Annotated in this window: 17 protein-coding genes and 1 pseudogene; 10 read left to right on the forward strand and 8 right to left on the reverse strand. The window is 62.8% G+C overall.

Annotated features, from left to right (window positions below; translation table 11 throughout):
• Nucleotides 1-10 precede the first annotated feature (10 nt).
• From AC07XZ_RS27940 to vimR, 3 genes are all read right to left on the reverse strand, one after another.
• On the reverse strand, nt 11-1,390 hold the full coding sequence (locus AC07XZ_RS27940) for an MFS transporter (protein ID WP_102688504.1): 1,380 nt from the start codon (nt 1,388-1,390) through the stop codon (nt 11-13).
• Between the two features lie 126 nt (nt 1,391-1,516).
• Nucleotides 1,517-2,251: an ArsR/SmtB family transcription factor gene (locus AC07XZ_RS27945; protein WP_007958496.1), complete on the reverse strand. Its 735-nt coding sequence runs from the start codon at nt 2,249-2,251 to the stop codon at nt 1,517-1,519.
• A 305-nt stretch (nt 2,252-2,556) separates the two neighbouring features.
• Nucleotides 2,557-3,486 (reverse strand): transcription regulator VimR, encoded by a 930-nt coding sequence (vimR, locus tag AC07XZ_RS27950; protein WP_085748594.1) that lies wholly within the window; start codon nt 3,484-3,486, stop codon nt 2,557-2,559.
• Between the two features lie 117 nt (nt 3,487-3,603).
• On the opposite strand from vimR, the gene AC07XZ_RS27955 reads away from it, so the two are divergent.
• From AC07XZ_RS27955 to AC07XZ_RS27965, 3 genes are all read left to right on the forward strand, one after another.
• The gene (locus AC07XZ_RS27955; RefSeq protein WP_011332308.1) at nt 3,604-3,897 is read left to right on the forward strand and encodes a putative quinol monooxygenase; all 294 of its coding nucleotides are present in this window, start codon (nt 3,604-3,606) and stop codon (nt 3,895-3,897) included.
• A gap of 31 nt (nt 3,898-3,928) precedes the next feature.
• Nucleotides 3,929-4,942, forward strand: coding sequence for a zinc-binding alcohol dehydrogenase family protein (locus AC07XZ_RS27960; protein ID WP_102688505.1), 1,014 nt, complete (start codon nt 3,929-3,931; stop codon nt 4,940-4,942).
• Nucleotides 4,943-5,108: 166 nt separating this feature from the next.
• Complete coding sequence (locus AC07XZ_RS27965) at nt 5,109-5,282, forward strand: hypothetical protein (RefSeq protein WP_165369572.1); 174 nt, start codon at nt 5,109-5,111, stop codon at nt 5,280-5,282.
• Nucleotides 5,283-5,293: 11 nt separating this feature from the next.
• On the opposite strand, the gene AC07XZ_RS27970 is transcribed toward AC07XZ_RS27965, so the two are convergent.
• Both AC07XZ_RS27970 and AC07XZ_RS27975 read right to left on the reverse strand, forming a co-directional pair.
• Entirely contained in the window at nt 5,294-6,496 is a 1,203-nt protein-coding gene (locus AC07XZ_RS27970; RefSeq protein ID WP_102688506.1) for a multidrug effflux MFS transporter, read from the reverse strand.
• Nucleotides 6,497-6,612: 116 nt separating this feature from the next.
• The gene (locus tag AC07XZ_RS27975; RefSeq protein WP_007958490.1) at nt 6,613-6,810 is read right to left on the reverse strand and encodes a heavy-metal-associated domain-containing protein; all 198 of its coding nucleotides are present in this window, start codon (nt 6,808-6,810) and stop codon (nt 6,613-6,615) included.
• Between the two features lie 148 nt (nt 6,811-6,958).
• Here AC07XZ_RS27975 and AC07XZ_RS27980 point away from each other — a divergent pair, with 148 nt between their 5' ends.
• From AC07XZ_RS27980 to cueR, 3 genes are all read left to right on the forward strand, one after another.
• On the forward strand, nt 6,959-7,342 hold the full coding sequence (locus AC07XZ_RS27980; RefSeq protein ID WP_102688507.1) for a hypothetical protein: 384 nt from the start codon (nt 6,959-6,961) through the stop codon (nt 7,340-7,342).
• Between the two features lie 213 nt (nt 7,343-7,555).
• Nucleotides 7,556-9,949, forward strand: a complete 2,394-nt coding sequence (locus AC07XZ_RS27985) for a heavy metal translocating P-type ATPase (RefSeq protein ID WP_102688508.1) — start codon at nt 7,556-7,558, stop codon at nt 9,947-9,949.
• A complete protein-coding gene (gene cueR / locus AC07XZ_RS27990; RefSeq protein WP_007958485.1) occupies nt 9,946-10,359 on the forward strand; it encodes a Cu(I)-responsive transcriptional regulator in 414 nt (137 codons plus the stop codon). Before AC07XZ_RS27985 ends, cueR begins: the two co-directional genes overlap by 4 nt.
• Here cueR and AC07XZ_RS27995 read toward each other — a convergent pair.
• Nucleotides 10,313-11,530 carry an MFS transporter gene (locus AC07XZ_RS27995; RefSeq protein WP_102688509.1) on the reverse strand — a complete coding sequence of 406 codons (1,218 nt, stop codon included), beginning with the start codon at nt 11,528-11,530 and terminating at the stop codon, nt 10,313-10,315. The genes cueR and AC07XZ_RS27995 overlap by 47 nt on opposite strands.
• A gap of 56 nt (nt 11,531-11,586) precedes the next feature.
• Nucleotides 11,587-12,483 (reverse strand): PA4780 family RIO1-like protein kinase, encoded by an 897-nt coding sequence (locus AC07XZ_RS28000; RefSeq protein ID WP_011332300.1) that lies wholly within the window; start codon nt 12,481-12,483, stop codon nt 11,587-11,589.
• A gap of 598 nt (nt 12,484-13,081) precedes the next feature.
• Between AC07XZ_RS28000 and AC07XZ_RS28005 the strand changes: the two are divergent.
• A pseudogene (locus AC07XZ_RS28005) lies at nt 13,082-14,014 on the forward strand (cache domain-containing protein); the annotation flags it as partial.
• 129 nt (nt 14,015-14,143) lie between these two features.
• Nucleotides 14,144-14,872, forward strand: coding sequence for a methyl-accepting chemotaxis protein (locus AC07XZ_RS28010; protein WP_371320909.1), 729 nt, complete (start codon nt 14,144-14,146; stop codon nt 14,870-14,872).
• 215 nt (nt 14,873-15,087) lie between these two features.
• Here the strand turns inward: AC07XZ_RS28010 and AC07XZ_RS28015 are convergent, their stop codons facing one another.
• Nucleotides 15,088-16,365, reverse strand: a complete 1,278-nt coding sequence (locus tag AC07XZ_RS28015; protein WP_102688511.1) for an acetyl-CoA C-acetyltransferase — start codon at nt 16,363-16,365, stop codon at nt 15,088-15,090.
• A 177-nt stretch (nt 16,366-16,542) separates the two neighbouring features.
• Between AC07XZ_RS28015 and AC07XZ_RS28020 the strand changes: the two genes are divergently transcribed.
• Both AC07XZ_RS28020 and AC07XZ_RS28025 read left to right on the forward strand, forming a co-directional pair.
• Nucleotides 16,543-17,895 carry a 3-oxoacyl-ACP reductase gene (locus AC07XZ_RS28020; protein WP_102688512.1) on the forward strand — a complete coding sequence of 451 codons (1,353 nt, stop codon included), beginning with the start codon at nt 16,543-16,545 and terminating at the stop codon, nt 17,893-17,895.
• A 2-nt stretch (nt 17,896-17,897) separates the two neighbouring features.
• On the forward strand, nt 17,898-18,752 hold the full coding sequence (locus AC07XZ_RS28025) for a MaoC family dehydratase (protein ID WP_102688513.1): 855 nt from the start codon (nt 17,898-17,900) through the stop codon (nt 18,750-18,752).
• The last annotated feature ends 246 nt before the right edge of the window (nt 18,753-18,998 follow it).

Raw genomic sequence — 18,998 nt, forward strand, 5'->3', positions numbered from 1 at the left:
TTTTCAGTTCTCAGCGCACGACCGCTTCCGTCAGCTCTTCCAGCGTCTTGCCCCGGGTCTCCATCCCGAACAGCCACACCACCCCCGCCGCAATCGCAAAGCACAGCGCCCCCAACGCAAACACCCCGCCCTGCCCGGTGATCGGGAACACCAGCCCGGTGACCAACGGACCGAGCAACGACCCCACGCGCCCGATGGCCGAGGCGAACCCCGAGCCCGTCGCCCGCGCCGAGGTCGGATACAGTTCCGGCGTGTAGGTGTAGAGCACCGCCCACATGCCGAACAGGAAAAACTGCATCAACAGCCCCGTGCCGATCAGCAGCGCCACGTTGCCGCCAAACACCGCGCTTTGTCCGTACAGAAACGCCATCACTCCGCCGCCGAGCAACGTGACGATGCACACCGGCTTGCGTCCCCAACGTTCCACCAGCCAGGCCGCCATCAGGAAGCCGGGAATCCCGCCGAGGGAAATCAGCACCGTGTAATACACCGACTGAGTCACGGCAAAACCCGACTGTTGCAACAACGCACTGAGCCAGGACGTCAGACCGTAAAAGCCGAGTAACGCAAAGAACCACAGGCTCCAGATCATCGTCGTGCGCTGGCGATACAGCGGTGACCAGATCTGTTTGAGTGCCGAAAGGAAATGGCCCGGCGGGGACACGCTGCGTGGCAGACGAACCGGCTCCGGCAATGCAGCACCACCGAGTGAGGCCTGTACCCGCGCCTCGATCCCGCGCAACACTTTGTCCGCCGCGTCATGCTTGCCGGCCTGTTCCAGCCAGCGCGGCGACTCGGGAATGAAAAAGCGGATCGCCAGCACGAACACTGCCGGCACCGCCAGCACCAGAAAGATGTCGCGCCAGCCAATCAACGGCAGCAGGAAATACGACAGCACGCCCGCCGCGACGAAACCCAGCGGCCAGAAACCGTCCATCAAGGCGATGTAACGACCCCGACGCTGGGCAGGAATCAACTCCGACAACATCGACTGGGCAATCGGAAACTCCATACCCATGCCGATTCCCAGCAGGATGCGAAACAGCGTCAGGCTCTCGACCGTCTGCGCCGTGGAGCACAGGTAACTGGCCAGTCCCCACAAGACGATGCTCCACTGGAACACCGGTTTGCGACCGAACCGATCCGCCAGCAATCCGGACAGCGACGCCCCCAGCACCATGCCGAAAAAACTCGAACTGGCCAGCAGGCCAGCCTGCGCACTGCTCAGGCCGAACTCGGCTTTGATCGAGCCGAGCAGGAAGGTCATCATCGCCAGATCCATGGAGTCGAAAAAAAACGCCAGGGCGATGATGATGAAGATGATCCGGTGATAACCGCTGACTGGCAGGCGCTCCAGTCGATCTGCCGCGCTGAAGTTTCCCGTGTCCATGCCACCTCCTCAATCCGAAAAGTCCCCGGATCGAGTGTGCGCGATAGCGGTTGCGCGCCTGTGCCAGATGCGACGTGTTCGCAGCCGTTGACGACGTTCAGTAGCAAGCCAGTGGAAGAAAGCGCTCTACAACGCCATTTCCAGCTCGGTTTCACAGGCGAAACGATGAATTTCCCGCTGGCCCGCCGCCGTCAGTTGCAGGGCTCTGGAATCGTTGGGCAGCACCAGCCAGCCCGACTGCATGAACAGCTGCAGCAACGCCGCGCCCAGCGAGCCCCCCATGTGCGGGCGACGCTCGCTCCAGTCCGGACAGGCGCACGCCACCTGAGCGTTGCGGTGGGCCAGCGCCTGGATGTACACCCCGCGCCCGGCCAGTTGTGTCGAGCCTTTGTGCGTGACCACCACTCTATGTTCAAGCTGCTCGATCCAGCCGGCGTCGAGCAGGCGCTGGTACAGGTCGGCGGCCAGCGTTCCACCCAGATGGTCGTCGCAAAACCGCGCGCGCAGCAGTGACGAAGGCGCCGCCTGGGGTCTGACGACCGGCGAAGCACGCTTGAATACGTCGGGGATTTCTCGTGGAGCGCTGGCCAACGTGGCGCTGGCCAGCGCTTCGATGGCCGCGCCGATTTCGGGAGCCGCCAGGCGGAAGAAGCGTTTGCGACCGCGCGCCTCGACCTTCAACAGACCGCCAGCGGACAAGCGCCCCAGATGCGCACTGGCCGATGACGGCGATAGCCCCGCCAGCAACGCCAGCTCCTCGGTCTGCCGCGCCGAGCCATCCATGAGCGCCCACATCATTGCGCTGCGTTTGGGATCGGCCAGCAACGTGGCGATCTGGCTGATGCAAGGTGCATGTTCCATCTATTCACTCCCTGTTGAATCGTATCGTCTACAGCTCATAGACATCTTGACCAGTAATCAGTCGTCGGCCAAGGCGCGCAAAATACCTTGAGCCCAAGCGAGGCAGCGCGCCGCAGCAAGGAAACCGCAGCACTGTCGCGACCCTCGTCCCTACCCGGCCGGTTGCGGTCTGATCGTTCTCGCATCGGCCTTTTGGTGCGGGCATCAGGCGGTCGCTAGTATAAGCGGGTTGCTCGCGGCGTCCTGCGCCGGAGCGGCCGTGGTTGGTGATTGTTCCTGAGAGAAATTTCGCTATTTACCTGCGACTAATGGTCAGACTTCTGGAAAACGGGAAAACGGCTACTCAATTCGGCGCAACGGCTGGCGAGCATCTCCCTCAGAAGGTTCACCGGCTTACTCAATTGTGCGCGATGGGCGCACAGCAGATTCAGCGGAGCGCGTTCGCAGAGCAGCTCCGGCAACAGCACTTTCAGCCGTCCCGCCAGCACATCACCGGCCACATCGAGCCACGACTTGTAAGCGATGCCGGCTCCCGCCACAGCCCAAAGGCGCACCACATCGGCGTCGTCACTGAAGCGGTCGCCACTGACGGTCAGGCCGACCTCGCGCTTGCCGTCGTGGAAACTCCAATGGTCGTGCACCCGGCCTCCGAGCATATAAAGCAGGCAGTTGTGCTGTGCGAGCTGTTCCAGATGCAGCGGTTCGCCGTGCCGGGCCAGGTAGGCCGGTGATGCACACAGCACCCGTCGGTTGTGCGGGGCAATCGGCAACGCCACCAGACTGGAATCCTCCGGCTCGCCGTAGCGCAAGGCGATGTCCACCGGCTGGCGAAACAGGTCGGCGATGCGGTCACCCAGCAGCAGGCGCACCGTCAGTTTCGGGTGTTCGCGCTGAAAATCATCGAGCCACGGCAACAGCAAGTTGCGCCCGAAATCCGAGGGCGCCGACAGCTGCAGAATTCCGCTGACCTGATCCTGCCCGCTGGCCAGCAGGCGGCGACCCTCATCAAGGTTGCTCAGCGCCGCCCGGGCGTATTCGAGAAACCCTTCACCTTCAGCCGTCAGCCGCAAACTGCGAGTGGAGCGTGCCAACAGCCGCGCGCCCAGTTGCTGTTCTATACGTTTGAGTGCGGCACTGGCCACGGCGGCGGACAGGTCCATCACCCGCGCCGCCGCCGACAGGCTGCCCAGATCCGCCGCCCGGACAAACAACTGCAAGTCATCGAAACGCAGCATCGTCAGCCCCGATTATCAAAAAAATATTGAAAGAGACTGCTCTTTTAGCCGGTTTTATCTCCGGCAGAAATAGCCAATCATGCCATCCATCGAATTCATCCCGTCCCGGAGTCGAACATGTCCCAGCCTTTCACCGCCATCGCCACCCTGATTGCCCGACCTGGCCAGCAGGACGCCCTCGAACAGCACCTGCGTGCCCTGATCGAACCGACCCGCGCCGAAGCCGGTTGCGGTCAATACGAACTGCACCAGGATCTGGCCAACCCGCTGGCCTTCTACATGATCGAGCAGTGGGCCAGCGACGAAGCCCTGCAAGCCCATGATGCCAGCGCCCATATCCAGCATTTCCGCAGCCAGGCCGAGGCGTTCCTCGAACACTTCGAACTCAAGCGCCTGCGCGTCATCGCCTGAAACCTTCCTTTATTCACTTTCGGAGTTCGCCATGAAAGCCATCGCCTATTACGCCTCGCTCCCGATCAGCGACGAAAAATCCCTGCAAGACATCGAACTGCCAGAGCCGGTAGCCGGCCCGCGCGACTTGCTGGTGGAAGTCAAAGCGATTTCGGTCAACCCGGTCGACACCAAGGTTCGCCAGAACGTCGCGCCGGAAGGCGGCGCCGCCAAGGTGCTGGGCTGGGACGTGGCCGGTGTGGTCAAGTCGGTCGGCAGTGAAGTGACATTGTTCAAGGCCGGCGACAAGGTGTTCTACGCCGGCTCCATCGCCCGGGCCGGTGGCAACAGCGAACTGCACGTGGTGGATGAGCGGATCGTCGGCCATATGCCAAAAACCCTCGGTTTCGCCGAAGCCGCTGCTCTGCCGCTGACCGCGATTACCGCTTGGGAATTGCTGTTCGAACGCCTGCAGATTCGCGAAGGCAATACCGATGAAGACCAGAGCCTGCTGATCGTCGGTGCGGCGGGCGGCGTCGGTTCGATCCTCACCCAACTCGCCAGCCAGTTGACCGGGCTCAAAGTGATCGGCACCGCCTCCCGCCCGGAGACCCGCAACTGGGTGACCGAGCTGGGTGCTGACCTGGTGATTGATCACAGCCAGCCGTTGAGCGAAGAACTGAAACGCGCCGATGTCACCCACGTGACCCACGTTGCCAGCCTGACCCAGACCGACCAGCACCTGGACCAACTGGTCGAAGCCCTGGCGCCGCAAGGCAAACTGGCGCTGATCGACGATCCGAAGGCGCTGGACGTGACCAAGCTCAAGCGCAAGAGCCTGTCGCTGCACTGGGAGTTCATGTACACCCGCTCGCTGTTCGAAACGCCGGACATGATCGAGCAGCACAAACTGCTCAACCGGGTGGCCGGGCTGATCGACAGCGGGACGTTGAAAACCACGGTCGGCGAGCACTTCGGCACGATCAACGCGAGCAACCTGCGCCGCGCCCATGAACTGCTGGAAAGCGGCAAGGCCAAGGGGAAAATTGTTTTAGAAGGTTTCTAAAACTCGCAAGACCGCAGCCTTCTCCAGCCTCCGATGTGGCTGGCTCGGGGGCTGCGGTGTTTTTTTGCCGTCAGTCAGATGCTTGACCCTTGTCACAATTGCGATCGTATTCAGGACTACAATCGAGTCCTCTGCGATGCAATCTTTTACGTACGGGAGGTCAGCAATGAAGATCCTGATAAAAGAAGTGGCAAAGTCCCAGTGGCAAGTTCGTCTCGACCAGCACGCCGTGACCTTCCGCAGTGAGGCCGAAGCTCGCGCCTTCACTCGCACCCTCGAAGCGCGTATCTGCGCGCCCCATCAGATTCCCGACCCCGGCCAGCAGCGCGCTGTCGGCTGAGGCAATTCGTCTTAGATTTCAGCCTGCGCCTTTGCCAGCGCCCGGGCATTCTGTATGCGCCGGGTGAGCGTCGCTGCGCACACCACCAGCAAACCACACAAGCTGATGACGATGGCCATCGGCACGGCGGTGCCATCGTGCAGGATCCCCACCAGCGCCGAAGCCCCGGCGGCGACGCTGAACTGCATGCTGCCGAGCAACGCTGAAGCACTGCCGGCGCGACCACCCTGCCCGTTCATCGCACACGCCGCCGCATTGGGGCTGATGCAGCCCAGGCTGGCCACGCAGATGAACAACGGAATCAGCAATGGCCACAGCGCCTCGGTGTGCAAAGAGCTGACCGCAAGAAGCGTCAGCCCGGCACCGAAGTAAACCCAGACCGCTCGCGATAGCAGAAACGCTGGGCCACGCTTGGCCAACAGTCGCGCGTTGACCTGTGCAACAAGAATGAACCCTGCGGCGTTGGTACCGAACAGCCAGCCGAAATGCTCGGCCGGTACGCCATACAACTTGATGAAAATGAACGGCGAGCCGGCGATGTAGGCAAACATCCCGGCGATGGCGATGCCGCCGGTCAGGGCATGGCCCATGTAGACCGGATCAGCCAGCAGCCGGCCGTACTGACGCAAAGCGCCGGACAGCGGCTGACGCGGAACATGCGCCGGCAGACTTTCCGGCAGGCCGAGGGCCACCGCCAGCCCGGCGAGGGCACTGAATACCGTCAGCACCAGGAAGATCGACTGCCATCCCGACGTATTCACCAGCAGTCCGCCGAGCATCGGCGCCAGGATCGGTGCCAGCCCCATCACCAGCATCAACTGCGAGAAGACTTTCGCCGACCCCACCGCGTCGCATTTGTCGCTGACCACCGCCCGGGCAATCACCATCCCCGCACAGCCGCCCAGCGCCTGCACGAGCCGCGCGCCGATCAGCCATTCCAGATTCGGCGCATAGGCGCAGGCCACCGACGCCAGCGTGAACAGCGTCAGACCAATAAGCAGCGGAATCCGCCGACCGAAGCGATCCGCCACCGGCCCGTAAGCCAGTTGGCCGATGGACAAGCCGAAGAAATAGGCCGACAGCGTCAGCTGGACGTGTTTCTCGTCGGTGCTGAACGCCAGCGCCATGGTTGGAAATGCGGGCAGATAGAAGTCGATCGCCAACGGACCGAAAGCGGTCAGGGCACCGAGAATCAGAAGGGTACGGAAGTTCATCAGGCGTCCACGTTCGGCAGGCTTTGGGAGGGCACTTTAGTAGAGAGTGCAGCCCGACAGTCTAGCCGCGCGAGGACGCCTTGAACATTCCGGTAGCTCGCTAACTATTAAAAAGATCAGGCGAGTTTGATGGCGTAGCCTTCTTCGCTGATCGCCTCGATCACCTGCTCGGCACTCAGCGCACTTTCGACGCCGACTTCCTTCGCCGCCAGATCGACCCGCACGCTGGCGGCCGGATCCTTGCTCTGCACCGCCTGGGTGACGGCTTTGACACAGTGACCGCAGGACATGCCTTCAACAGTGAACACTTGCATGGAATGACTCCTTTGAGTGAGGTTGCCGGCAGTTTCGGGCTTGCCACGATGGCAAGGTCAAGTTCTGCAAAAAACTGCCGGGCTGGCAATCGTCGCCGCGCTCGGCCAAGCTGCATGCATCAATGACATGAATTCAGGAGATTCAGCCATGCGCTGGTCAGCTTTCAGCCTGTTTGGCTTTCTCAGCCTCTTTGCCGCGATCCCTTCGGTGCATGCCGCCGGGGAAGATTACGGGGTGCTGATCATTTCCCGCGAGCGCCTGGAAGTCGCGACCTCGTGCGAAATCGGCGTGTACATCCAGGATCAACTGTCGGCGCGCCTGTTCCAGGAGCAAAGCACGTCGTTCAACCTGCCGCCGGGCAATGTCTCGCTGCGCCTTAAACTGCTGCCGGGACAAATGCCGGGCTGCAACCCGGGCATGCTCGCGCCGGGCTCGCAGGAGATCAGACTGCATGCCGGCGAAATCCTGAAATTCCGCATCGCGATGAACCAGGAAGGCATGTACCTCAAGCCGACCGGCCTCGGTTACTAAGGCCTGCCGCTCGTTCCCACGCTCTGCGTGGGAATGCCTCTTGTGACGCTCTGCGTCACGCTTTGGGACGCAGAGCGTCCCCGGCTGCATTCCCACGCGGAGCGTGGGAACGATCAGGCGAACAAGCGAGCAGCCGGTAGCGGAAACTGGCGCTTGACCTTGCCAGCATGGCAAGGTTGATCCTGTAGGCATCTTCTACAGGGAGTACGACCGATGTCCGATTCCATCACGTTCGATCTGCCCATCAGCGGCATGACCTGCGCCAGTTGCGCCGGTCGTGTCGAGCGGGCGTTGAGCAAAGTCAGCGGCGCCAGCGCCGTCAGCGTCAACCTCGCCACCGAACAGGCCCGGGTGCAGGCCCCCGGCGACAGCCTGCCGGCGCTGATGGAGGCGGTCGAACGCGCCGGTTACAGCGTGCCGCAGCAAACCGTGGAATTGAACATCGACGGCATGACCTGCGCGTCCTGCGTCGGTCGTGTCGAACGTGCCCTGAATAAAGTGCCGGGGGTGAAAAGCGTCAGCGTCAACCTCGCCAATGAACGTGCTCATCTCGAATTGCTCGGCGCGGTCGATCCGCAAACCCTGATCGCCGCCGTGAGCAAAGCCGGCTATTCGGCCAGTCTCTTCGAACTCGAACATCCACAATCCGACAATCGCCAGCAACGCCTGAACCATGAACGCTGGGCGCTGATCTGCGCCATCGCCCTCGCCTTGCCGCTGGTGCTGCCGATGCTGCTGCAACCGTTCGGCATTCACTGGATGCTGCCGGCCTGGGCGCAGTTCGCCCTCGCGACCCCGGTGCAATTCATCTTCGGTGCACGTTTCTACGTCGCCGCGTGGAAAGCCGTGCGCGCCGGGGCCGGCAACATGGACTTGCTGGTCGCGCTGGGCACCAGCGCCGGTTATGGCCTGAGTCTCTATGAATGGGCGACTGCTGACGGACGCATGCCGCACCTGTATTTCGAAGCCTCGGCGGTGGTCATCGCTCTGGTGCTGCTCGGCAAATACCTGGAAAGCCGCGCCAAACGCCAGACCGCCAGCGCCATCCGCGCACTGGAAGCGTTGCGCCCGGAGCGGGCGATTCAAGTCATCGATGGCCGCGAACAGGACGTCGCCATCAGCGCCCTGCGCCTCGGTGACCTCGTATTGGTCAAACCCGGTGAACGCTTCCCGGTGGACGGCGAAGTGCTGGAAGGCCAGAGCCACGCTGACGAAGCGTTGATCAGTGGCGAAAGCCTGCCGGTACCCAAACAACCGGGCGACAAGGTTACCGGCGGGGCAATCAATGGCGAAGGTCGCTTGCTGGTGAGCACCACGGCGCTCGGCGCGGAAAGCGTGCTGGCGCGGATCATCCGCCTGGTGGAGGACGCCCAGGCCGCGAAAGCACCGATCCAGAAACTGGTGGATAAAGTCAGTCAGGTGTTCGTGCCGACCGTGTTGCTGCTGGCCCTGGCCACGCTGATCGGCTGGTGGCTGTACGGCGCGCCGCTGGAAACCGCGTTGATCAATGCCGTCGCAGTGCTGGTGATCGCCTGCCCCTGCGCCCTCGGCCTGGCGACACCGACCGCGATCATGGCTGGCACCGGCGTGGCCGCGCGGCACGGGATTCTGATCAAGGATGCCGAAGCACTGGAACGTGCCCATGAAGTCAGCGCCGTGGTGTTCGACAAGACCGGCACCCTGACCTCCGGCACGCCGCGCATTGCGCATTTCAGTGCGATCGACGGTGACGAAAACGCCCTGCTGACAGCGGCCGGCGCGCTGCAACGCGGCAGCGAGCATCCGCTGGCCAAAGCGGTGCTGGATGCCTGTGCCGAACGTAGCCTGAACGTACCGGATGTCAGCGACAGCCAGTCCCTGACCGGGCGCGGCATCGCCGGCAGCCTCGACGGCCGGCGCCTGGCGCTGGGCAACCGGCGCTTGCTGGAAGAAAGCGGTCTGAACGCCGGAAACCTGAGCGAATCTGCCAAGGCCTGGGAAACCGAGGGTCGCACGCTGTCGTGGCTGATCGAGCAAAGTCCGACGCCCCGCGTACTCGGCCTGTTCGCCTTCGGCGACACCCTCAAGCCCGGCGCGCTGCACGCGGTGCAACAACTGGCCGCCCAGCACATCCACAGCCACCTGCTGACCGGCGACAACCGCGGCAGCGCCCGGGTGGTCGCCGATGCGCTGGGCATCGAAAACGTCCACGCCGAAGTGCTGCCGGCGGAGAAAGCCGCCACTGTCGCCGAGCTGAAGAAAACCGGGGTCGTGGCCATGGTCGGCGACGGCATCAACGACGCACCGGCGCTGGCCGCCGCAGACATCGGCATCGCCATGGGCGGCGGCACCGACGTGGCCATGCACGCCGCCGGCATCACCCTGATGCGCGGCGATCCTCGGCTGGTGCCGGCGGCGCTGGAGATCAGCCGCAAGACCTACGCGAAGATCCGCCAGAACCTGTTCTGGGCCTTCGTCTATAACCTGATCGGCATTCCGCTGGCGGCGTTCGGCTTCCTCAATCCGGTGCTGGCCGGCGCGGCGATGGCCCTGTCGAGCGTCAGCGTGGTGAGCAATGCGCTACTGTTGAAAACCTGGAAACCCGAGGATCTGGAGGACAACCGATGAACATCGGCCAAGCGGCCCGCCACAGTGGCCTGAGCGCAAAGATGATCCGTTACTACGAGTCGATCGGTCTGCTCAAGGCTGCCCATCGCACCGACAGCGGCTATCGCGTCTACGGTGACGATGACCTGCACACGCTGGCATTCATCAAGCGTTCGCGGGACCTGGGCTTTTCGCTGGAGGAAGTCGGCAAGCTGCTGACGCTCTGGCAGGATCGCCAGCGCGCCAGCGCCGATGTGAAGGCCCTGGCCCGCCAGCACATCGACGAGCTGAATCAGAAGATCCGCGAACTCGGCGAACTGCGCGACACCCTGCAGGATCTGGTCGAGCACTGCCACGGCGACCATCGCCCGGACTGCCCGATCCTCAAGGAACTGGCGTCGGGCTGCTGCGCGCAACCCGCTCGCGCCTGAGCAGCAGGACTTTCATCGACAGCACAGTGGCGAGGGGAATGCCGTGGAACAACAGCACCACGGCACCCGGCGCCCACCACTCATAGAACGGTGCAGCGATCAGCATGCCGACGCCGAATCCGGTCATCTGCAACAGCGTCAGGAAGCTGAAGATCGGCAGGCGCAGGGGCTCCGGTTCCCGTTGCAGCCGTGACATCAGGCCGACTTCCGAGAAACCGTCACCCAGTCCGGCCGGCAGCGAAAACAGCAACAGACCAACGACGCTGTGCTGCTGGAACATCAGGATGAAGCCGCAGGACATCAGCAACACGCCGCCGAAATAGCGGCGCTCCAGATGGATGTTTTCCGAGCCGTTGAGGCGACTGGCGATCCGCGCGCCAAGCAGCTTGCCGGCGGCCCAGACCGCGAGCATCAGGCCCAGCGTGGTGCTGGCTGAGTCCGGCGTGAGCAGTCTGGAAATGATCGGGAAACCGACGTTGTGAGCAGCGCTGCCAAGGGTGTCAGCCATGGTCACCGCCAGCATCGCGGCCACCACCGGAGCGCTGCGCAGGCCTTGCAGCAAAGCCGACCATTCACCCTGTTTAGCGCTGGATTCGGCCACCGGCTCCGGTGCGCTGAACCGCAGCGGCGCAATCAACACTGCCGCCAACAGATAGGTCAGCGCATTCAGCGCAAACACCGTTTCAAAACCAAATCCCGCGACCAGCAGCCCGGACACCAGACTGCCGCCGACCATCGCCATGGACGAGGCGGACGTGATCCAGGCATTGGTCTTGAGCAACTGCGCCGGCTCGATCAAGCGCGGCAACTGGCTGTTGAGGCCGATGGCGAACATCGAATTACCAAAGCCCAGACCGAACGCGATCAGCGGCAGCAACAACGCCTGCTGACTGACCGGCACGATGAGCAACAGCCCAAGCACAGCGGCGCGCAACAGATCGAAGGCAATCAACGGCAGACGGCTACTGCATCGACGATAAAACGCCGTGCCGATCAAGCTGGCAAAAATCCCGCCGCCCACCCGACTGGCCAGGAAGATCCCGACGCTCATCGCGCTGTTACTCAGCAGATAGACATAAGTGGCCAGCGCAACCATGTTCAGGAAAGCGCCGAAATCGGAAATCAGCCGCGCCGTGATGATCAGCCGGGCATTGTGAGAGGTGGTGGTCACAATCAATCCTTGAATGTGTAAAACCCGGCCGAAGCCGGGTTTTCTTTTTCAGATGCTCACTGCATCCACGGTGGCGGAGGCGGTTCGTCGGACTTGCCCTTGGGCTCGTCGTCCGCCGCGCGGATGGCTTGCTTGCGCTCCTCATCCAGACGCGCCGCTTCGATCTCGCGCAGCACCCCGCCGACATCGGCCAGGTCCTCGGGATCGTCGAACTCGCCGGTCAGCACGCTGGCCGGGTGCAACGTACCCGCTTCGTACAACGCCCACATTTCCTTGGCGTACTTGGTCTTCTTCAACTCCGGGGCAAAGCGACCGAAGTACGAAGCCATGTTGCCGACGTCACGCTCGAGCATGCTGAACGCGTGGTTGTTGCCGGCGGCGTCCACCGCTTGCGGCAGGTCGATGATGACCGGCCCTGTCGGCGTCAGCAGCACGTTGAACTCCGAGAGGTCACCGTGCACCAGACCGGTACACAACATCAGCACGATCTGCGAAATCAGGAACGCGTGATACTCGCGGGCCTGATCCGGCTCCAGCACCACATCGTTCAGACGCGGCGCGGCATCGCCGTATTCATCGGCCACCAGCTCCATCAGCAGCACGCCTTCGAGGAAGTCGTACGGCTTGGGCACACGCACACCGGCGTTGGCCAGGCGGAACAGCGCCGCGACTTCGGCGTTCTGCCAGGCGTCTTCGGCTTCCTTGCGCCCGAACTTGGAACCCTTGGCCATCGCCCGGGCCTGTCGGCTGTTGCGAACCTTGCGGCCTTCCTGATACTCGGCCGCCTGGCGGAAACTGCGTTTGTTCGCCTCCTTGTAGACCTTTGCGCAACGTAACTGATTGCCGCAGCGCACCACATAAACAGCTGCTTCTTTGCCACTCATGAGTGGACGCAGCACTTCGTCGACCAGACCGTCCTCGATCAGGGGTTCAATGCGTTTTGGAGTCTTCATCAGCTTTTATTGTGGGTCCTTTATTACCAAACACGCGAATGTCATTCGTTATACGGCAATCCTCGCATCACGGGGAGGGGTTGCCGACCTGTGAACCTGTGGATGCACACACTGTGCCGGATAAACCGGGCCGATCCGCCTCTTTATCGACCGCTGCGAATCATAGCCGAGGCTGCCGAAGTTGTTGGCGACAGCACTTGAGGGCATTTGCGACAGAATCTGACATCCCGCTGCACGCAGCTCGTAAGAATTTTCTCTTCCGGCCTCAATTTCCCCCTCCGGCAGCCGAATTCCTCAGAGACAGAGGAATTTGTCCGACAATCGTTCCAAAAAAAACTTCGATGTCGCACTCAAGGAAACGGGTGGAAAACAACGTTTTTCGGCTGCCAATAACCGCGAGTCATCTGCACTGCGTGGGCCTACAAGAAAATCTGGAGCGCGGATGAACATCAAACAGAAGTTGACCTGGGCGTTTGCAATCATCGCCTGCTTGCCCGTGGTGCTGGTCGCCACGCTGGTGGTACTGAACCTGCGCAGCGATGCACGGGACGATTTTGTCGACAGCAGCGGGCGCGAGATCCGTCAGGTCAGCAACGCCATGCAGCTTTTCTTTGACGGCATCAGCCAGAACGTCGACTACCTGGCGACGCAACCGCTGATCAAGAACACCGACGACAGCCTCAAGACCTACATGAGCGCCAACGCCGAAAGCATTCCGCAGGGCGAGATGGACAAGAAGGTCTTCGCCTTTTTGCAGGATCTGGGCAACAGTCACCCGGCCTACGCCTACGCAATCGTCGGCACCGCTGCCGGCGGCTACGTTTCCTGGCCCGACGATCCCAAGCTGAGCAACTACGACCCGCGTCAGCGCCCGTGGTACAAGGCCGCGCAGGCCAAGCCCGGCAAGCCGTTTCGCACCGCCGCCTATTACTGGGCGCAGGACGATGCGACCTATGTCAGCACCGTGCGCACCATCGACAACAAGCTCGGCAGCAACGGCGGCGTGGTCAGTATCGACGTGACGCTCAAGCAGCTCACCGAGATCGTCAAACAGATCAAACTCGGCGAAAGCGGTTACTTGATGCTGCTGGAGAACAGCGGCACGGTGCTGGTCGATCCCAAGCAGCCGGAGCACAACTTCAAGCCGCTCGACAGCCTCGGCGAGGGCTACGCGCAACTGGCCAAGGCCGGCAAAGGGCTGGTGGAAGTCGAGCTCAACGGCGAACGTTACATGGCCAACGTCTGGCCTTCGGAACAACTGGGCTGGACCTTCATCGGCCTGATCAAACAGAACGACGTGATGAGCTCGGCCACTAAACTCACCTGGCTGATCGCAATCATCGCTGCCGTGCTGGCGGTGATCTTCGCGGTGGTCGGCGCCAGTTTCGCCAGCCTGATCGTGCGGCCGATCCGCAGCGTGGCCAGCGGTCTGGAAGGCATCGCCCAGGGCGAAGGCGACCTGACCAAGAACCTCGACATCCGTGGCAGCGACGAAACTGCGCAACTGGCCAACTGGTTCAACCAGTTCCTCACCGCGATCCGCAGCCTGATCCAGCACATCGGCGGCGCGGCCGGGAAAATCCTCGCCACCTCGCAGAGTTCGACCCGGGTTTCCGGCGACATGGCCGAAGCCGCCGGGCGCCAGCGCGAAGCGGTGGACATGGTTTCGACCGCGTTCCACGAAATGGTCGCCACCGCCAACGAAGTCGCCCGCTCGTGCAGCCAGGCAGCGGAGTCGGCCGACAGCGGCCAGCGTCAGGCCCGCGAAGGTCAGCAACAGATCGATGCGGCGGTGCACAGCGTCGATCAACTGAGCCAGGAACTGGAGCAATCGGCGCAGTCGATGCAACAACTGGAACGCGACAGCAACGACATCCAGTCGATCCTCGGCACCATCCGTTCCATCGCCGAACAGACCAACCTGCTGGCGCTCAACGCGGCCATCGAAGCGGCGCGGGCCGGTGAGCAGGGGCGTGGTTTTGCGGTGGTGGCCGATGAGGTTCGCGCACTGGCCAAACGCACGGCTGACTCGACGGCGGAAATCGACGGGCTGCTGGGCAACCTCGCCAAACGCACCAGCGCGGTGACCCAGCAGATGCGTGCCAGTCTTGATGTGTCGCAGCAATCGGTAGCGCGGATTGGCGAGGCGCGGGAGAGCTTTGGGCAGATCCGTGAGTCGGTGGATGTGATTCGTGACATGAACACGCAGATTGCGACGGCGGCGGAAGAGCAGCATCAGGTGGCTGAGGACATCAATCGGCACATCAGCCAGATTCATGGTGATGCGCAGTTGGTGGCGGAGCTGGCGAATTCGGCGCGGCTGGATTCGCAGAGTCTGGCGGGGTTGTCGAATGAGCTGGATGGGTTGGTGCGCAGGTTCCGGACTTGAGATTGGGGGCAACCTTAAAAGCCCCCTCACCCTAGCCCTCTCCCGGAGGGAGAGGGGACTGATTGGGGGATGCTTCAAAGATGCATCGACTTGATCCTGCTTTACCGAATCCATAATCGACTCGTTTTTTTCAGGTCGATGTATAACGCCAGACACCTCGGTCGGCTCCCTCTCCCTCCGGGAGAGGGCTGGGGTGAGGGAAAGCTTTTGCTCTTCTAACGCTCGATAATGGCGGTGACACCTTGTCCGCCAGCTGCACAAATCGAAATCAACCCCCGCCCCTGCCCCGCCGCATCCAGCAACTTCGCCAGGTTCGCCACGATCCGCCCGCCCGTCGCGGCAAACGGATGCCCCGCCGCCAGCGAGCTGCCCTTGACGTTCAAGCGGCTGCGATCAATCGAGCCCAGCGGCGCGTCCAGCCCGAGCCGTGTCTTGCAGTACTCCGGATCTTCCCAGGCCTTCAACGTGCACAACACTTGCGCGGCAAATGCTTCGTGAATTTCGTAGTAGTCGAAGTTCTGCAAGGTCAGGCCATTGCGCGCCAGCAAGCGTGGCACCGCGTACACCGGAGCCATCAAAAGCCCTTCGGCGCCGTTGACGAAATCCACCGCCGCCGCTTCGCCGTCCCGCAGGTACGCAAGGATCGGCAGACCACGTTCCTTCGCCCACTCCTCACTGCCCAACAGCACCACCGAGGCGCCATCAGTCAGTGGTGTGGAGTTGCCGGCGGTCAGCGTGCCCTTGGCACTTTTTTCGAAGGCCGGTTTCAGGGTGGCGAGTTTTTCCAGGGTCAGGTCCGGGCGCAGGTTGTTGTCGCGGGTCAGGCCGAGGAACGGGGTCATCAGGTCGTTGTGCCAGCCTTCGCTGTAGGACGCCGCCAGTTTGTGGTGGCTTTCGAAGGCCAGTTGATCCTGTTCTTCGCGGGGGATGTTCCAGGTCTGCGCCATCAATTCACAGTGCTCGCCCATCGACAGGCCGGTGCGTGGTTCGCCGTTGCGCGGGAATTCGGGGATCAGGTGTTTCGGACGCAATTGCAGGAAGGTCTTGAGCTTGTCGCCGGTGGTCTTGGCGCGGTTGGCTTGCAGGAGGATCTTGCGCAGGCCTTCGCTGACGCTGATCGGCGCATCCGACGTGGTGTCGACGCCGCCGGCAATGCCGCAATCGATCTGGCCGAGGGCGATCTTGTTCGCCACCAGCAACGCCGCTTCCAGGCCGGTTCCGCAGGCCTGCTGAATGTCGTAGGCCGGCGTCGCCGGCGACAGGCGCGAGCCGAGCACGCATTCGCGAGTCAGATTCATATCCCGTGACAATTTCAGCACCGCCCCTGCGACCACTTCGCCGATGCGCTGGCCGTGCAGGTTGTAGCGTTCGATCAGGCCTTCGAGGGCGGCGGTGAGCATCACCTGATTGCTCGCGGTGGCATACGGCCCGTTGGAACGGGCGAACGGAATGCGGTTGCCACCAATGATCGCGACGCGGCGCAGCTGACTCATGAAATGCTCCTTGTGAAATATCCGGTCTGAAAATCGAGCGCTGAAAACCCGGTCGGGCCACAAAAGCGCCGAGGGCAAACTACTCTGCTGTTCTAGCGTAGGCCTTATTGCGTGGATCGAACGATTGATTGCCCTTCGCAGTCCACACTTTGAACCCCATCTTCTGGAGAGCGTTCCATGTCTGACCGCTATATCGACTTCGCCAACTCGTCCATCGGCCACCGTCTGGTCGGGGCCCTGGGCCTGCCGTCGCCGGTGCGGCTGGAACGCTGGCAGGCCGGGCGCCTGCGGCCGGTGGAAGGTGCGCTGCTGATCGGCGGCGGGCCGCTGGCCGAGCGGGTCAGCACCTTCGCCAATCGCCTGACCGACGCGATCTACCGCTACGGCGACCAGCCGGCGACCGCCACCCAATGGATTCCCGGCCACGGCCCGAAACTCAAGGCCGTGGTGTTCGACGCCAGCGATTTGCAGCACACCGACCAGCTCAAGCAACTGCGTGAATTTTTCCAGCCGTTGATGAAGAACCTCGACAGCAGCGCACATCTGGTGATCCTCGGCCGCGCCCCGGAAACCCTGCGCGAACCGTTTGCTGCCAGTGCACAGCGAGCGCTCGAAGGCTTCTCCCGTTCACTGGCCAAGGAGCTGCGCAGCGGCGGCACGCTGCAACTGATCTACGTCGGCGAAGGTGCCGAGGATCAACTGGAAGGACCGCTGCGGTTTTTCCTCTCGCCGAAAAGTGCGTTCGTCTCCGGGCAAGTGATTCGCCTGAACCCTTGCGCCACGCCTGTGACCGACTGGACGCGCCCACTGGCCGGGCGCAAGGCGCTGGTCACCGGCGCGGCGCGCGGTATCGGCGCATCGATTGCAGAAACCCTGGCCCGTGACGGTGCCGAGGTGATCCTGCTCGACGTGCCGCCCGCGAAAACCGATCTCGACGCCCTGGCCGCTCGCCTCGGCGGGCGCGCCATCACCCTCGACATCTGCGCCGAAGACGCCGCCACGCAACTGATCGAACAGCTGCCGGACGGCCTCGACATTCTGGTGCACAACGCCGGCATCACCCGCGACAAGACCCTGGCCAACATGACGCCCGAGTTCTGGGACGCGGTGCTCGCGGTCAATCTCAACGCACCGCAAGTGTTGACCAAGGCCCTGCTCGACAGCGGCACCTTGCGCGATAACGCCCGGGTGATTCTGCTCGCCTCGATCAGCGGCATCGCCGGCAATCGCGGGCAGACCAATTACGCGGCGAGCAAGGCCGGGCTGATAGGACTGGCCCAGGCCTGGGCGCCGACGCTGCTGGAACGCGGCATCAGCATCAACGCCGTGGCGCCGGGTTTCATCGAGACCCAGATGACCGCGCACATTCCGTTCGGCCTGCGTGAAGCCGGGCGCCGCATGAGTTCGTTGGGTCAGGGTGGCCTGCCGCAAGACGTCGCCGAGGCCGTGGCCTGGCTGGCCCAGCCGGGCACCGGCGCGTTCACCGGGCAAGCGTTGCGGGTGTGCGGTCAAAGCGTGCTGGGGGCCTGAACATGACCATCGAATGGCAAACCCTGCACCACGAGCCGAGCCTGCCGGGGCTGTATGCCCGGGCGGCGACCCGACGCAAAATCACCGGCACCACCCTGCCCGACAGCGGCTTGCGCTGCGCCGTCGAGGTGGATGGCAAACGTCTGGCGGCGTATCGCAAGGTCTGCGGTTTCGCTGATGACGGCCTGCTGCCGCCGACCTATCCGCATATCCTGGCGTTCGCCCTGCAGATGCAATTGCTGACGGCCAAGGAGTTTCCGTTCCCGCTGCTGGGGCTGATTCATCTGAGCAACCGCATCCGCGTATTGCGGCCAATGGGCGGGATCAGTCGCGCACAAGTCAGCGTCCGGGTGCATAACCTGCAACCGCATCCGAAGGGCGCGACCTTCGATCTGCTGACCACCCTCGACGATCAACTCGGCCCGTTGTGGGAAGCCGAAAGCCGGATGCTCTGTCGTGGCGTGAAGCTCGAAGGCGAAGCGGTCGAGCAGACCTGGGAGCCGACGCTGCCCCTCGCGCAAGTGGCGCAATGGAAGGCGCCGGCGGACATCGGCCGGCAGTACGCGAAAGTCTCCGGCGACTACAACCCGATCCACTTGAGTGCCGCCAGCGCCAAGCTGTTCGGTTTCCCAACCGCCATCGCTCATGGTCTGTGGAACAAGGCCCGGACGCTGGCGGCACTGGCGGATCATCTGCCCAAGGCCAACCTTGAGGTCACCGTGCACTTTCGCAAACCGGTGCGCCTGCCGAGCGAGGTGAGCCTGTTCGCCAGCGCGGCCGGTTCCAGCGGTGAGTTACGCCTGATCGGCGCCGGGGATCTGGAGCACATGGTGGGCAACTGGCAGCCGGTAGCCTGACATCGAGGCCGGGAAAACCTGATCAATTGTGTATATATCACTTAAGTTTTCCCGCGCCGCGAACAACTTCTTCGCCAACAGCCAGCCTTGATTTTCAAGGCTTTTTTTTGCTCGCCTATATCCTCGGTATTAGTCGTTAGGGGGCACTCGCCGCCCCCTGCATAAAGGCGTTAATACCAACTTGAGAATGGCGTGGATCCAGCCTTGCGACTGATATGAGCACAACGGACGAAGGCATTGCCGGCA

The organism is Pseudomonas sp. GW458-11-26-14-LB4, assembly GCF_059423925.1.